26 protein-coding genes are annotated in these 13447 nt (G+C 22.0%); 13 read left to right on the top strand and 13 right to left on the bottom strand.

Annotation, left to right across the window (positions count from 1 at the left end):
* Positions 1-33 precede the first annotated feature (33 nt).
* Together ABWV63_RS00465 and ABWV63_RS00460 are read left to right on the top strand one after the other, a co-directional pair.
* The gene (locus ABWV63_RS00465) at positions 34-348 is read left to right on the top strand and encodes a hypothetical protein (protein ID WP_353306373.1); all 315 of its coding nucleotides are present in this window, start codon (positions 34-36) and stop codon (positions 346-348) included.
* Between the two features lie 2 nt (positions 349-350).
* Positions 351-503, top strand: coding sequence for a hypothetical protein (locus tag ABWV63_RS00460; RefSeq protein WP_353306372.1), 153 nt, complete (start codon positions 351-353; stop codon positions 501-503).
* A 286-nt stretch (positions 504-789) separates the two neighbouring features.
* Here the strand turns inward: ABWV63_RS00460 and ABWV63_RS00455 are convergent, their stop codons facing one another.
* Both ABWV63_RS00455 and ABWV63_RS00450 read right to left on the bottom strand, forming a co-directional pair.
* Positions 790-1140: a transposase family protein gene (locus tag ABWV63_RS00455; protein WP_353307131.1), complete on the bottom strand. Its 351-nt coding sequence runs from the start codon at positions 1138-1140 to the stop codon at positions 790-792.
* Positions 1141-1220: 80 nt separating this feature from the next.
* Positions 1221-1643, bottom strand: coding sequence for a transposase family protein (locus ABWV63_RS00450; RefSeq protein WP_353306371.1), 423 nt, complete (start codon positions 1641-1643; stop codon positions 1221-1223).
* 91 nt (positions 1644-1734) lie between these two features.
* On the opposite strand from ABWV63_RS00450, the gene ABWV63_RS00445 reads away from it, so the two are divergent.
* From ABWV63_RS00445 to ABWV63_RS00420, 6 genes are all read left to right on the top strand, one after another.
* Positions 1735-2325, top strand: a complete 591-nt coding sequence (locus ABWV63_RS00445; RefSeq protein ID WP_353306370.1) for an Mbov_0396 family ICE element transmembrane protein — start codon at positions 1735-1737, stop codon at positions 2323-2325.
* A gap of 53 nt (positions 2326-2378) precedes the next feature.
* On the top strand, positions 2379-2990 hold the full coding sequence (locus ABWV63_RS00440; RefSeq protein ID WP_353306369.1) for a hypothetical protein: 612 nt from the start codon (positions 2379-2381) through the stop codon (positions 2988-2990).
* A gap of 306 nt (positions 2991-3296) precedes the next feature.
* A complete protein-coding gene (locus ABWV63_RS00435) occupies positions 3297-3950 on the top strand; it encodes a hypothetical protein (protein ID WP_353306368.1) in 654 nt (217 codons plus the stop codon).
* A 57-nt stretch (positions 3951-4007) separates the two neighbouring features.
* Positions 4008-4901 (top strand): IS256 family transposase, encoded by an 894-nt coding sequence (locus ABWV63_RS00430; RefSeq protein WP_353306367.1) that lies wholly within the window; start codon positions 4008-4010, stop codon positions 4899-4901.
* A 3-nt stretch (positions 4902-4904) separates the two neighbouring features.
* Positions 4905-5048, top strand: coding sequence for a transposase (locus ABWV63_RS00425; protein WP_353307130.1), 144 nt, complete (start codon positions 4905-4907; stop codon positions 5046-5048).
* Positions 5049-5051: 3 nt separating this feature from the next.
* Entirely contained in the window at positions 5052-5390 is a 339-nt protein-coding gene (locus ABWV63_RS00420; protein WP_353306366.1) for a transposase, read from the top strand.
* A 403-nt stretch (positions 5391-5793) separates the two neighbouring features.
* Here the strand turns inward: ABWV63_RS00420 and ABWV63_RS00415 are convergent, their stop codons facing one another.
* From ABWV63_RS00415 to ABWV63_RS00400, 4 genes are all read right to left on the bottom strand, one after another.
* Positions 5794-6282, bottom strand: coding sequence for an IS630 family transposase (locus ABWV63_RS00415; protein ID WP_353306365.1), 489 nt, complete (start codon positions 6280-6282; stop codon positions 5794-5796).
* A 62-nt stretch (positions 6283-6344) separates the two neighbouring features.
* Complete coding sequence (locus ABWV63_RS00410) at positions 6345-6833, bottom strand: IS630 family transposase (RefSeq protein WP_353306364.1); 489 nt, start codon at positions 6831-6833, stop codon at positions 6345-6347.
* 12 nt (positions 6834-6845) lie between these two features.
* Positions 6846-7169, bottom strand: a complete 324-nt coding sequence (locus ABWV63_RS00405; protein WP_353306363.1) for an IS630 transposase-related protein — start codon at positions 7167-7169, stop codon at positions 6846-6848.
* A 180-nt stretch (positions 7170-7349) separates the two neighbouring features.
* Entirely contained in the window at positions 7350-7694 is a 345-nt protein-coding gene (locus ABWV63_RS00400; protein WP_353306362.1) for an IS630 transposase-related protein, read from the bottom strand.
* Between the two features lie 155 nt (positions 7695-7849).
* Between ABWV63_RS00400 and ABWV63_RS00395 the strand changes: the two genes are divergently transcribed.
* Entirely contained in the window at positions 7850-8350 is a 501-nt protein-coding gene (locus ABWV63_RS00395) for a transposase (RefSeq protein ID WP_353306361.1), read from the top strand.
* Between the two features lie 43 nt (positions 8351-8393).
* Positions 8394-8945 carry a transposase gene (locus ABWV63_RS00390; RefSeq protein WP_353306360.1) on the top strand — a complete coding sequence of 184 codons (552 nt, stop codon included), beginning with the start codon at positions 8394-8396 and terminating at the stop codon, positions 8943-8945.
* Here the strand turns inward: ABWV63_RS00390 and ABWV63_RS00385 are convergent, their stop codons facing one another.
* On the bottom strand, positions 8946-9770 hold the full coding sequence (locus ABWV63_RS00385) for an IS630 family transposase (RefSeq protein WP_353306359.1): 825 nt from the start codon (positions 9768-9770) through the stop codon (positions 8946-8948).
* Between the two features lie 305 nt (positions 9771-10075).
* Here ABWV63_RS00385 and ABWV63_RS00380 point away from each other — a divergent pair, with 305 nt between their 5' ends.
* From ABWV63_RS00380 to ABWV63_RS00370, 3 genes are all read left to right on the top strand, one after another.
* Positions 10076-10201, top strand: a complete 126-nt coding sequence (locus ABWV63_RS00380) for a hypothetical protein (protein WP_353306358.1) — start codon at positions 10076-10078, stop codon at positions 10199-10201.
* A gap of 34 nt (positions 10202-10235) precedes the next feature.
* Positions 10236-10430 (top strand): transposase family protein, encoded by a 195-nt coding sequence (locus tag ABWV63_RS00375; RefSeq protein WP_353306357.1) that lies wholly within the window; start codon positions 10236-10238, stop codon positions 10428-10430.
* Positions 10431-10638: 208 nt separating this feature from the next.
* Positions 10639-10899 (top strand): transposase family protein, encoded by a 261-nt coding sequence (locus tag ABWV63_RS00370; protein ID WP_353305623.1) that lies wholly within the window; start codon positions 10639-10641, stop codon positions 10897-10899.
* 186 nt (positions 10900-11085) lie between these two features.
* Here ABWV63_RS00370 and ABWV63_RS00365 read toward each other — a convergent pair whose 3' ends face one another.
* The 6 genes from ABWV63_RS00365 to ABWV63_RS00340 all read right to left on the bottom strand — a co-directional run bounded on the left by ABWV63_RS00365 (position 11086) and on the right by ABWV63_RS00340 (position 13372).
* Complete coding sequence (locus tag ABWV63_RS00365; protein ID WP_353306356.1) at positions 11086-11199, bottom strand: transposase; 114 nt, start codon at positions 11197-11199, stop codon at positions 11086-11088.
* A gap of 250 nt (positions 11200-11449) precedes the next feature.
* The gene (locus ABWV63_RS00360; protein ID WP_353306355.1) at positions 11450-11962 is read right to left on the bottom strand and encodes a hypothetical protein; all 513 of its coding nucleotides are present in this window, start codon (positions 11960-11962) and stop codon (positions 11450-11452) included.
* Between the two features lie 172 nt (positions 11963-12134).
* Positions 12135-12395, bottom strand: a complete 261-nt coding sequence (locus ABWV63_RS00355; RefSeq protein WP_353305623.1) for a transposase family protein — start codon at positions 12393-12395, stop codon at positions 12135-12137.
* 103 nt (positions 12396-12498) lie between these two features.
* Positions 12499-12798 (bottom strand): transposase family protein, encoded by a 300-nt coding sequence (locus ABWV63_RS00350; RefSeq protein ID WP_353306354.1) that lies wholly within the window; start codon positions 12796-12798, stop codon positions 12499-12501.
* A 34-nt stretch (positions 12799-12832) separates the two neighbouring features.
* On the bottom strand, positions 12833-12958 hold the full coding sequence (locus ABWV63_RS00345; RefSeq protein ID WP_353306353.1) for a hypothetical protein: 126 nt from the start codon (positions 12956-12958) through the stop codon (positions 12833-12835).
* 78 nt (positions 12959-13036) lie between these two features.
* Positions 13037-13372: a hypothetical protein gene (locus ABWV63_RS00340; protein ID WP_353306352.1), complete on the bottom strand. Its 336-nt coding sequence runs from the start codon at positions 13370-13372 to the stop codon at positions 13037-13039.
* Positions 13373-13447: the final 75 nt, after the last annotated feature.

Genomic DNA, 13447 nt, shown 5'->3' with positions numbered 1-13447 from the left:
TATATATACATTATCAAATATATATTATCACAAATGAAAATAAAACAAATAATGAAAGGAATGATAGATATGATGTTTTCTATATTTAATTTACTATCAAATTTTGACTCACAAACTCAACAATTATTAAACAATTTAATGGAAGTATTATTACCCATTTTGTATGCAATTGGTGGGTGTGGTTTAGCATTTAGTACTATCAAGTATGCTTTTAAAATTCATAGCGGCCCTGAAAACAAAGGAGGATATTTAAGACATATGGTTTGAAGTGTTTTAGGATGTTCAATGATTTTAATGTCTTCGGGTATTGCTCATATTATTTTTGCAAGAATGCTTGGTTTATTGTAATTATGAAGTGCAATTATTGTCATAAAAAACCAAGCATTTTAATTAAAACAAAACACGAAAAAATCATTTTTGATATGTACTTATGCAACATTCATAGTCAAAGAGAAATTGTTTATTTAAATAGTAAATTACAAAGCAAAGCAGGTATTAAATAATGCTTTTAATAAGTTATTTTTTAGGAATTAAAACTACTTTTTTTCAAATACTTTATAACGTTTTTGTGAAAGGCCCTTTATACATTAGACATATTCCGTAAATAAATTTAATCAATTGTCAATAATAATATTTATAAATTTTTTAGTGTTAATAATTATAGAAGTTAATATTTTTAAAAAAATACTTTAAAAATAAATTTATATTTCAAACACAAAAATTGTTAATATTATTTTTATATTAACTTGATAAAAATTTAAATTTTTAAAAAATATTAAAAATATTTTTTTATTTTAATGGTTTTGTTTTATTAAAAATTTCACAAAGTAAGTTAAATCTTAAGTACATAAGTCTAAATATACTTTTTCTACATTTATTTATTAAAATTTTGAATCTTTTTAATCAAGCAAAAACATGTTCAACTTTAATTCTAATTTTTGAAATAATTTTATTGTAGATTTTTTCTTGTTTAGTTAATTTTTTATTTTTAGTTTTTTTAATTGGTAATATAGTATTTTTATAAATATTTTGTATTCCTTGATATCCCAAATCACCAATAATTATTGTTTTTTCTGAAAATTCAAGATTTGAATTTTTTAATATTTGAAAATCATGTACTTTTCCATTATCAGCAAAAATATCAACAATTTTTTTATTAAAAAAGTCATATATAATTTGAAATTTTATAGAAAAAATTCAACTTTTACCAGAAAAATATTCTAACTGTAGTTTTTTGTAGTTGGTCTTTCAATTTCAATTTCAGTTGAATCAATTAAATAAAATTGAAATTCATTTAAATCTTCTTGTTTTTTCTCAATTTTTGATTTATATTTTGTTTTTAAAAACTGATAATCTTTGTCATCACTAAGTTTATTTTCTACTCAAGTAATATTTCGAAAACAACTTGATGCACTCATTTTAAATTTAATACTCATTTGGAAAAAAGTATAATATTCTTTTCAGTATACTAAAGTCATCATCAATCTTTCTTCAACTGAAAGTTTATATTTTCTACCTTTAGTTTTTTTTAAATTTTCTATTTCAATTAATTTTGTTAACATTTCATCAAAATGAAAACGTTTTATACCAAAATATTTATAAAATTGTTCATTTTTTAATTTTTTTAAATTTTCAAAATTCATTTTTATCAACACCTTATTAATTTATTAATAAAGAAATTATAAAATAAATTTTAAATTATTAATTGACTTTTAAAAAATTTATTTACGGAATATGTCTATTGTTCATGGTTTAGGTAATGCAATAACTTATTTATCTGGTCAAAAAATTGTTGATAAAATTTTTGGAACAAATGGTCATTTTTTAAATATGCCTCCACAATTTTTGATTTTTTTAGTAATAGCAATTATGTTGATTGTGTTGTTTGCTGGTGGATTTATATTGCATGATATGGTTCATCAAAATATACGTAGTGAAGTTGCTGGTATTGCAAATCGTAGCATAATTGTTATTTTATTATTACTTTTAATTCCTTTATTTTTTTGAGTAATTAATTTTACCGTTATTTCAATAATTCACATTATTATGCCTGAGTTTGTTCATGGAGAAAAATTAGCTAATATGGTTGCTGCATTAGGATTTACTGATGGATTAAATCATCAAGATTGACATTATGATGCAGGATATCCTGATATGGAAAAATACAATTTGTTTTTGGCTACACTTGGTAGCTTCTTTTGTATGATTATATTTTTCTATTTAGGTTTAAGTTTAATTCAAAGAATTTTTGATTTGTTTTTATTGTATATAACTTCACCAATTTTTTTTCAACTGCTACAAGTGGTGTTAAATGGCAAAAAATAAATCTGTGAAAGGATTTAGTAATTGGTAGATTTATTTCTTCGCTTGGCATTGTTTTGAGTTTAACTTTATTTATAAATTTAGAACCTTTAATGTTAAAAGCCGGAAATGATGTAAGTAATAATTGAATAGGTCAGTCAACATTTAAATTGTTATTTATTACTGGTGGAGCTGTTGCTACATATAATTCGCAAATGTTATTTTCTTCCATGGTTGGTCAAACAGTCGGTATTATGGAAGTAATGCGTATGTTAAAGACAATGAAAGCTGCAAGTAGTGGTTTAAAAGCCGGAGCCATTGGTATGTTTGGTCTTGTTAAAAGTCTGCTTATAGGAAAAAGAAAAATGCTAGGTAAAAACCAAGATGGAGAAAGTAATGGGGTTTTAAATAGATTGCAAAGTGGTGGACTTGCAAAATTCGCCAATTTTAGTACCAAAGCAACTGTTGGTTCGGTCTTAGCTAAAGCCGGATTTATTGGTGGCTCTCTAACTACATATAAAACATTTAGAGCAAAAGGTAGTTTAAAAAGAGTAGGGAAAAATGCAATTGTAAATCCAACTAAAAAACTAGCAAGTATTGTTAAAACAAAAAGTTCACAACAATATGCAAAAGGTACATCAAAACATGAATCACATAATTTAAATCAAAAATTGAGAAAAAACAATTAAAAACCAAACCTTTAAAGAAAGAAGAAATTGATAATTCAATCATCGGTAGTGCAACTAATAAAAATGTTATTCATGGTACAAAGCAAAGATATAAAAATAAACCCAGTAATGAATTTGACAAAAAAACTGTGTATAAATAAATTTTGAAAATGGTCAACCAAATTGATATGAAAATCAATCTAAAAACAAATTTGAAAAATCAACAAGTGATTGATTTGCTAACAAAAACTTAGGTAAAAAACCTATGAGAAAAACAAAAAATAATTTTTTAATTGGTATGAAAAAAGAAAATAAAGGAGAAAAGTAATGGAAAAAGTAAATTTACCAAAAAGTACTAAAAAAATTCATTATCAAATTTTTAGAGGTATAAAATTGACTGATTTATTAGTATTATTGATTTTTATAAGTATATCTATTTCAATAGCATTCTTATTACCGATCAATGTTTATTTAAAATTTTCTTTAAGTTTGATAATCATTGCGTTTGGTTTTATTTGTATTCAAAAAATAAAAAATGAAACAAGAACTTATGAATTAATTGTTCGTTCAATTAAATATTTAACAATGATTGGTAAAAGTTCAACTGTAAATTTAAATCATAATTTTGAATTATTAAATGACAAAAACATTGTTCTGTTTAAATACTTAAAAAATAATCTTTTTATTTGCGGTGTTGAATTACAAACAGTAAATTTAACATTGTTAAATGAAAGTCAACGAGCAACAGTACTTGAAGACTTTGCTGATTTATTAAGAACAATCACAATGTCATGTAAAATTATAAAAACAAATCAAAATTATGATTTTGAAGAACAAATTAATAATTTAAAAAATCAAAAAGAAAAGAAAAATAATGATGAAAATAATTATTTAATTGATTTACAAATTGAACAATTAAAATCAATTCAAGAAACCAAATTATTGGTAATGTTTAGTAATCTGTGTAACTTACAAAAATAACTATGTTTAATTAATTATAGTAAATAAAATTAAATAACTAGAAAGAGTGAGTTACGTATGTCTAAAAAAAATATTAATAATAATGATCCGATATCAAAAGCAGTAGATTTATTATTAGAAAATACTGAAGATTTAACAACAGTTTTTAAAGAGGGAGGTTTATATAAAGAATTAACAAAAAGATTAGTTGAAAAAATGTTGAATTCTGAAATGCAAAATTATTTAGGATATGAAAAAAATCAACATAATACTAGTGAAAATGCTCGTAATGGTATAAGTTCAAAAAAATTAATAACCCAACAAGGCAAAATTGAGATTAATGTACCACGAGATCGTAATAGTAATTTTGAGCCAGTAATAGTTGCAAAAAGACAAAGAAGATTTGATGGTTTTGATCAACAAGTTCTTTCATTATATGCCAAAGGCATGACTTTATCAGATATTAGAATGCAGTTACAAGAGTTATATCGTGGTGCTGATATTAGTGAAAGTTTTATTAGTCAAATTACTGATGATTTTATTGATGATGTTAAAGCATGACAAAATCAGCCATTAGAAAGTGTTTATCCGATTGTTTATTTTGATTGTATAGTAGTTAAAGTACGACAAGATAAACGCATTATTAACAAATCAGTTTATATAGCACTAGGAGTTGATTTAGAAGGTAAAAAAGATGTTTTAGGTTTATGAATTAGTGAAAATGAAGGTTCTAAGTTTTGATTATCTAATTTCACAGAAATGAAAAATCGAGGCTTAAATGATATTCTTATTGCTTGCAGTGACAATTTAACAGGAATGTCAGAAGCAATACAATTAGTTTATCCTAAAACCGAACATCAATTATGCATAGTTCATCAAATTAGAAATAGTTTAAAATATGTTTCATACAAACATAGAAAATCACTAGTTACAGATTTAAAACCAATTTATAGTGCATGTAGTGAAGAATAAGCAATACAATTAGTTTATCCTAAAACCGAACATCAATTATGCATAGTTCATCAAATTAGAAATAGTTTAAAATATGTTTCATACAAACATAGAAAATCACTAGTTACAGATTTAAAACCAATTTATAGTGCATGTAGTGAAGAATAAGCAATGCAAGCTTTAGAATCTTTTGAAAGTAAATGAAATAAACAATATCCTCAAATTGCTAAATCATGATATAAAAATTGAGATAATTTAATGGTTTTTATTAGTTATCCTGCAGAAATCAAAAGAGTGATTTATACAACAAATGCTATTGAATCTGTTAATAGTCAATTACGAAAAGTTATTAGAAATAAAAAAGTTTTTCCAAATGATATGGCATTTTTTAAAATATTTTACTTAGCAATTGAAAATATAACAAAAAAATGAACAATGCCAATTCAAAATTGAAATACAGCAATTGCTCATTTTATGATAAAATTTGAAGATAGAATTAATCTAAACTAGTAACTTTGTAAAAAGATACACAGATTTTTAAAAAGCCTCAAATGAGGTAATGTTTAGTAATCTGTGTAACTTACAAAAATAACTATGTTTAATTAATTCTAGTAAATAAAATTAAATAACTAGAAATAGTGAGTTGCGTATGTCTAAAAAACAAAATATTAATAATAATGATCCAATATCAAAAGCAGTAGATTTATTACTGGTAATGTTTAGTAATATGTGTAACTTACAAAAATAACTATGTTTAATTAATTCTAGTAAATAAAATTAAATAAATAGAAAGAGTGAGTTACTTATGTCTAAAAAAAATATTAATAATAATGGTCCAATATCAAAAGCAGTAGATTTATTACTAGAAAATACTGAAGATTTAACAACAGTTTTTAAAGAGGGAGGTTTATAGCTAACTAAAGTAATGTTTACTTATATATTGAAAAACAAAATCAATAACTTTTTTAATATTTGGTCAATAATTTGGTAATATTTTTCTTATATTATGTTTTATAGAAAATCAAAAATGTTCAATTGGATTTAAATTAGGATAATATGGCGGAAGAAATAATAGTTTGCATCCAGCATTTTCAATTAATTGTTGTGTTAATTTAGATTTATGAAACGTTGCATTATCTAAAACTATAATTTGTCCACGCTTTAATACTGGAATTAGTATATTTTTTACATATGATTCAAAAATTTTACTGTTGCAATGTCCTTCAAATGCTCATAGGGATTTTAATTTACTTTTATTTAGTGAACCGATTATAATCATTCTTTTTATTTTATATGCTGGTTTATTATCAAATAATCTTTTACCTTTTTCAGATCAACCATGTTTATAAAATTCATTATCATCAATTCCGGATTCATCAATATATACTAAATCTTCATTCATTCTTTTAGCTATTTATTTTAAAAAATATTCTTGTTTATTTTTATCTCTTTGTTCATATATAGCTAACTAAAGTAATGTTTACTCATATCTTGAAAAACAAAATCAATCTCTTTTTTAATATTTGGTCAATAATTTGGTAATATTTTTCTTATATTATGTTTTATAGCAAATCAAAAATGTTCAATTGGATTTAAATTAGGAGAATATGGTGGAAGAAATAATAGTTTGCATCCAGCATTTTCAATTAATTGTTGTGTTAATTTAGATTTATGAAACGTTGGATTATCTAAAACTATAATTTGTCCACGCTTTAATACTGGAATTAGTATATTTTTTACATATGATTCAAAAATTTTACTATTGCAATGTCCTTCAAATGCTCATAGGGATTTTAATTTACCTTTATTTAGTGAACCAATTATACTCATTCTTTTTATTTTATATGCGGATTTATTATCAAATAATTTTTTACCTTTTTCAGATCAACCATATTTATAAAATTCATTATCATCAATTCCGGATTCATCAATATATACTAAATCTTCATTCATTATTTTAGCTATTTATTTTAAAAAATCTTCTTGTTTATTTTTATCTCTTTGTTCATATAGAAAAGTGTTTTTATATGTATAATTTAGTTTTTTGAAATAGTTATAAACTGTTTCTTTAGTCATATCACCAAATTTTTCAATTACTTTTTGAACTGTAACATCTTTATTTTGCTCTAAATAATTTTTTAATTCATCTAAATCCTTTATTTTGTGGCTATGTCCTTTTTGATAATTCAAAATTGGTTTTATATGCCCAGTTTCTTTTTTTCTTTTTCTTCATAAGAAAAAAGTCTTTCTAGTAATATTGAACACTTTACAAATTTCTTTAATTTTCATGTTTTTACTTTAATAGGCTTATATTACTTTTCTTCGTAAGTCTTCACTGTATGGTTTTGGCATAATTTAATCTTCCTAATCTATTTTAAATATTGCTGAATTGTACTTTTAAATTCAAAAACTGTTTAAATTACATATTATTATTTTACATTATTTATGAGTAAACATTACTTTAGTTAGCTATAGAAAAGTTTTTTTATATGTATAATTTAGTTTTTTGAAATAGTTATAAACTGTTTCTTTAGTCATATCACCAAATTTTTCAATTACTTTTTGAACTGTAACATCTTTATTTTGCGCTAAATATTTTTTTAATTCATCTAAATCCTTTATTTTGTGGCTATGTCCTTTTTGATAATTCAAAATTGGTTTTATATGCCCAGTTTCTTTTTTTCTTTTTCTTCATAAGAATAAAGTCTTTCTAGTAATATTGAACACTTTACAAATTTCTTTAATTTTCATGTTTTTACTTTCATAGGTTTCTATTACTTTTCTTCGTAAGTCTTCACTGTATGGTTTTGGCATAATTTATTCTTCCTAATCTATTTTAAATATTGCTGAATTGTACTTTTAAATTCAAAAACTGTTTAAATTACATATTATTATTTTACATTATTTATAAGTAAACATTACTTTAGTTAGCTATATATAAAGAATTAACAAAAAGATTAGTTGAAAAAATGTTGAATTCTGAAATGCAAAATTATTTAGGATATGAAAAAAATCAACATAATAATAGTGATAATGCTCGTAATGGTATAAGCTCAAAAAAATTAATAACCCAACAAGGCAAAATTGAGATTAATGTACCACAAGATCGTAATAGTAATTTTGAGCCAGTAATAGTTGCAAAAAGACAAATAAGATTTGATGGTTTTGATCAACAAGTTCTTTCATTATATGCCAAAGGCATGACTTTATCAGATATTAGAATGCAGTTACAAGAGTTATATCATGGTGCTGATATTAGTGAAAGCGTTATTAGTCAAATTACTGATGATGTTATTGATGATGTTAAAGCATGACAAAATCGGCCATTAGAAAGCGTTTATCCGATTGTTTATTTTGATTGTATAGTAGTTAAAGTACGACAAGATAAACGAATTATTAACAAATCAGTTTATATAGCACTAGGAGTTGATTTAGAAGGTAAAAAAAGATATTTTAGGTTTATGAATTAGTGAAAATGAAGGTTCTAAGTTTTGATTATCTAATTTCACAGAAATGAAAAATCGAGGCTTAAATGATATTCTTATTGCTTGTAGTGACAATTTAACAGGAATGTCAGAAGCGATACAATCAGTTTATCCTAAAACCGAACATCAATTATGCATAATTCATCAAATTAGAAATAGTTTAAAATATGTTTCATACAAACATAGAAAATCACTAGTTACAGATTTAAAACCAATTTATAGTGCATGTAGTGAAGAACAAGCGATGCAAGCTTTAGAATCTTTTGAAAGTAAATGAAATAAACAATATCCTCAAATTGCTAAATCATGATATAAAAATTGAGATAATTTAATGGTTTTTATTAGTTATCCTGCAGAAATCAAAAGAGTGATTTATACAACAAATGCTATTGAATCTGTTAATAGTCAATTACGAAAAGTTATTAGAAATAAAAAAGTTTTTCCAAATGATATGGCATTTTTTAAAATATTTTACTTAGCAATTGAAAATATAACAAAAAAATGAACAATGCCAATTCAAAATTGAAATACAGCAATTGCTCATTTTATGATAAAATTTGAAGATAGAATTAATCTATAGCTAACTAAAGTAATGCTTACTCATATCTTGAAAAACAAAATCAATCGCTTTTTTAATATTTGGTCAATAATTTGGTAATATTTTTCTTATATTATGTTTTATAGCAAATCAAAAATGTTCAATTGGATTTAAATTACGAGAATATGGTGGAAGAAATAATAGTTTGCATCCAGCATTTTCAATTAATTGTTGTGTTAATTTAGAATTATGAAACGTTGCATTATCTAAAACTATAATTTGTCCACACTTTAATACTGGAATTAGTATATTTTTTACATATGATTCAAAAATTTTACTGTTGCAATGTCCTTCAAATGCTCATAGGGCTTTTAATTTACCTTTATTTCGTGAACCAATTATACTCATTCTTTTTATTTTATATGCGGATTTATTATCAAATAATCTTTTACCTTTTTCAGATCAACCATATTTATAAAATTCATTATCATCAATTCCAGATTCATCAATATATACTAAATATTCATTCATTATTTTAGCTATTTCTTTTAAAAAATCTTCTTGTTTATTTTTATCTCTTTGTTCATATAGAAAAGTTTTTTTATATGTATAATTTAGTTTTTTGAAATAGTTATAAACTATTTCTTTAGTCATATCACCAAATTTTTCAATCACTTTTTGAACTGTAACATCTTTATGTTGCGCTAAATAATTTTTTAATTCATCTAAATCCTTTATTTTGTGGATATGTCCTTTTTGATAATTCAAAATTGGTTTTATATACCCAGTTTCTTTTTTTCTTTTTCTTCATAAGAATAAAGTCTTTCTAGTAATATTGAACACTTTACAAATTTCTTTAATTTTCATGTTTTTATTTTCATAGGCTTCTATTACTTTTCTTCGTAAGTCTTCACTGTATGGTTTTGGTATAATTTAATCTTCCTAATCTATTTTAAATATTTATGAATTGTACTTTTAAATTCAAAAACTGTTTAAATTACATATTATTATTTTACATTATTTATGATTAAACATTACTTTAGTTAGCTATATAAGTAGCTGCTCTTGTAACATTAGACATATTCCGTAAATAAATTTTTTAAAAGTCAATTAATAATTTAAAATTTATTTTATAATTTCTTTATTAATAAATTAATAAGGTGTTGATAAAAATGAATTTTGAAAATTTAAAAAAATTAAAAAATGAACAATTTTATAGATATTTTGGTATAAAAGGTTTTCATTTTGATGAAATGTTAACAAAATTAATTGAAATAGAAAATTTAAAAAAAAACTAAAGGTAGAAAATATAAAATTTCAGTTGAAGAAAGATTGATGATGACTTTAGTATACTGAAAAGAATATTATACTTTTTTCCAAATGAGTATTAAATATAAAATGAGCGCATCAAGTTGTTTTCGAAATATTACTTGAGTAGAAAATAAACTTAGTGATTACAAAGATTATCATTTTTTAAAAACAAAATATAAATCAAAAATTGAGAAAAAACAAGAAGATTTAAATTAATTTCAATTTTATTTAATTGATTCAACTGAAATTGAAATTGAAAGACCAACTAAAAAAAACTACAGTTATAATATTTTTCTGGTAAAAGTTCAATTTTTTCTATAAAATTTCAAATTATATATGACTTTTTTAATAAAAAAATTGTTGATATTTTTGCTGATAATGGAAAAGTACATGATTTTCAGAAAAAACAATAATTATTGGTGATTTGGGATATCAAGGAATACAAAATATTTATAAAAATACTATATTACCAATTAAAAAAACTAAAAATAAAAAATTAACTAAACAAGAAAAAATCTACAATAAAATTATTTCAAAAATTAGAATTAAAGTTGAACATGTTTTTGCTTGATTAAAAAGATTCAAAATTTTAATAAATAAATGTAGAAAAAGTATATTTAGACTTATGTACTTAAGATTTAACTTACTTTGTGAAATTTTTAATAAAACAAAACCATTAAAATAAAAAAATATTTTTAATATTTTTTTAAAAATTTAAATTTTTATCAAGTTAATATAAAAATAATATTAACAATTTTTGTGTTTGAAATATAAATTTATTTTTAAAGTATTTTTTTAAAAATATTAACTTCTATAATTATTAACACTAAAAAATTTATAAATATTATTATTAACAATTGATTAAATTTATTTACGGAATATGTCTATTGTACTCTTTAGCAAGACAAGACACTCACTTACCACTTTGATATAAAGCTACTATTTGTTTTTTAAATTCATCTGAATATGAGTTGATATTGGCCATAATTATAATTCCTTTCTTTTAACTAATTTGTTCACTTGTCTACGTAATTAGTGTCCAATAAAGTGTAACCCATCCATTTTCTTTTAGAAAATCTTGAAAGATAAATATTTATTTCTTCTTGGTTTGGAACTTTAACAATAGAAGATTTATTATCATCAATAGAAAATGCAAATTGTTTATTAAAAATACTTATGTATGTCTTAAGAAATTTGTTAGCTTCTTTTAAATTTTTAATGTTATTAAGTCGTAATTAACTAATTAAGCGACTTTGAAGTGTTCCAAATAAGCGTTCAATTCTGACTTTAACTTGTGGAATTGAAGTTCTAATTATTTCAACACCCAAATCATTACAGCATTTTTGGAATTGAGTATAAGTATCATTTTCTGTGTTTATTTTACCTGAATCAATTTTTTTCTTATATCCAAAAACTGTTCTATTATCAGTATAAAATGTTTTTGGTATGCCATATTTAGTTAAAATTTGATAGAAAACATTATAATAACCATCTAATGTTTCTTGATTATCAAATCATAGTACGACAATACTTCCTGTAGCATCATCAATTACAGCATGTAAAAATGCTTTTGGTTTATCGTTACCAAATCAATGATGATTACTTGCATCAATTTGAATTAATTCACCAAAATTTGTTCTACGATTTATTATAGGATGTAAGTTATTTTTTTTATTCTTATGTCTTTTTGGTGAAATTATTTTTTCTTTGATTAATATAAGACATATTCCGTAAATAAATTTAATCAATTGTTAATAATAATATTTATAAATTTTTTAGTGTTAATAATTATAGAAGTTAATATTTTTAAAAAAATACTTTAAAAATAAATTTATATTTCAAACACAAAAATTGTTAATATTATTTTTATATTAACTTGATAAAAATTTAAATTTTTAAAAAAATATTAAAAATATTTTTTTATTTTAATGGTTTTGTTTTATTAAAAATTTCACAAAGTAAGTTAAATCTTAAGTACATAAGTCTAAATATACTTTTTCTACATTTATTTATTAAAATTTTGAATCTTTTTAATCAAGCAAAAACATGTTCAACTTTAATTCTAATTTTTGAAATAATTTTATTGTAGATTTTTTCTTGTTTAGTTAATTTTTTATTTTTAGTTTTTTTAATTGGTAATATAGTATTTTTATAAATATTTTGTATTCCTTGATATCCCAAATCACCAATAATTATTGTTTTTTCTGAAAATCATGTACTTTTCCATTATCAGCAAAAATATCAACAATTTTTTTATTAAAAAAGTCATATATAATTTGAAATTTTATAGAAAACATTGAACTTTTACCAGAAAAATATTATAACTGTAGTTTTTTTTAGTTGGTCTTTCAATTTCAATTTCAGTTGAATCAATTAAATAAAATTGAAATCAATTTAAATCTTCTTGTTTTTTCTCAATTTTTGATTTATATTTTGTTTTTAAAAAATGATAATCTTTGTAATCACTAAGTTTATTTTCTACTCAAGTAATATTTCGAAAACAACTTGATGCGCTCATTTTATATTTAATACTCATTTGGAAAAAAGTATAATATTCTTTTCAGTATACTAAAGTCATCATCAATCTTTCTTCAACTGAAATTTTATATTTTCTACCTTTAGTTTTTTTTTAAATTTTCTATTTCAATTAATTTTGTTAACATTTCATCAAAATGAAAACGTTTTATACCAAAATATCTATAAAATTGTTCATTTTTTAATTTTTTTAAATTTTCAAAATTCATTTTTATCAACACCTTATTAATTTATTAATAAAGAAATTATAAAATAAATTTTAAATTATTAATTGACTTTTAAAAAATTTATTTACGGAATATGTCTATAGTATAAAGGGTGCTATATAAAATTTTAATTTTTTCTTCATTAATTAATTTTTCATGAAAATGTTGAAAATTAAAATTATAATATTTTGTTTTATACAAATTTATAATTTCATTTTTAATTTTAATCTTTGTTGCTTTATTAGAAATTGTATTGCGAGATTTATGAATAAAACCAGTTTTACCTTCTCTATTAAAAATTTGGATTAATTGATTAATTATTCTAATAGTTAGGTTAAGTTTATTTTTGGCTTGATGTTTAGATAATTTTTTAATATTAACGTCATTTATAATTTTATACTTATATTTTTCTTTCATAGTCATGCTTCTTTCCATATTTATCACCAAGTATATTTAACTTCACTTTTTGGGAAATTTTCACTCGATAACTAA

The organism is Spiroplasma ixodetis (genome assembly GCF_040369795.1).
GTDB classification, from domain to species: domain Bacteria; phylum Bacillota_I; class Bacilli_A; order Mycoplasmatales; family VBWQ01; genus Spiroplasma_E; species Spiroplasma_E ixodetis_B.
Note: the sequence above shows the minus strand (reverse complement) of the source record. Positions and strands in the feature narration are given on the sequence as shown.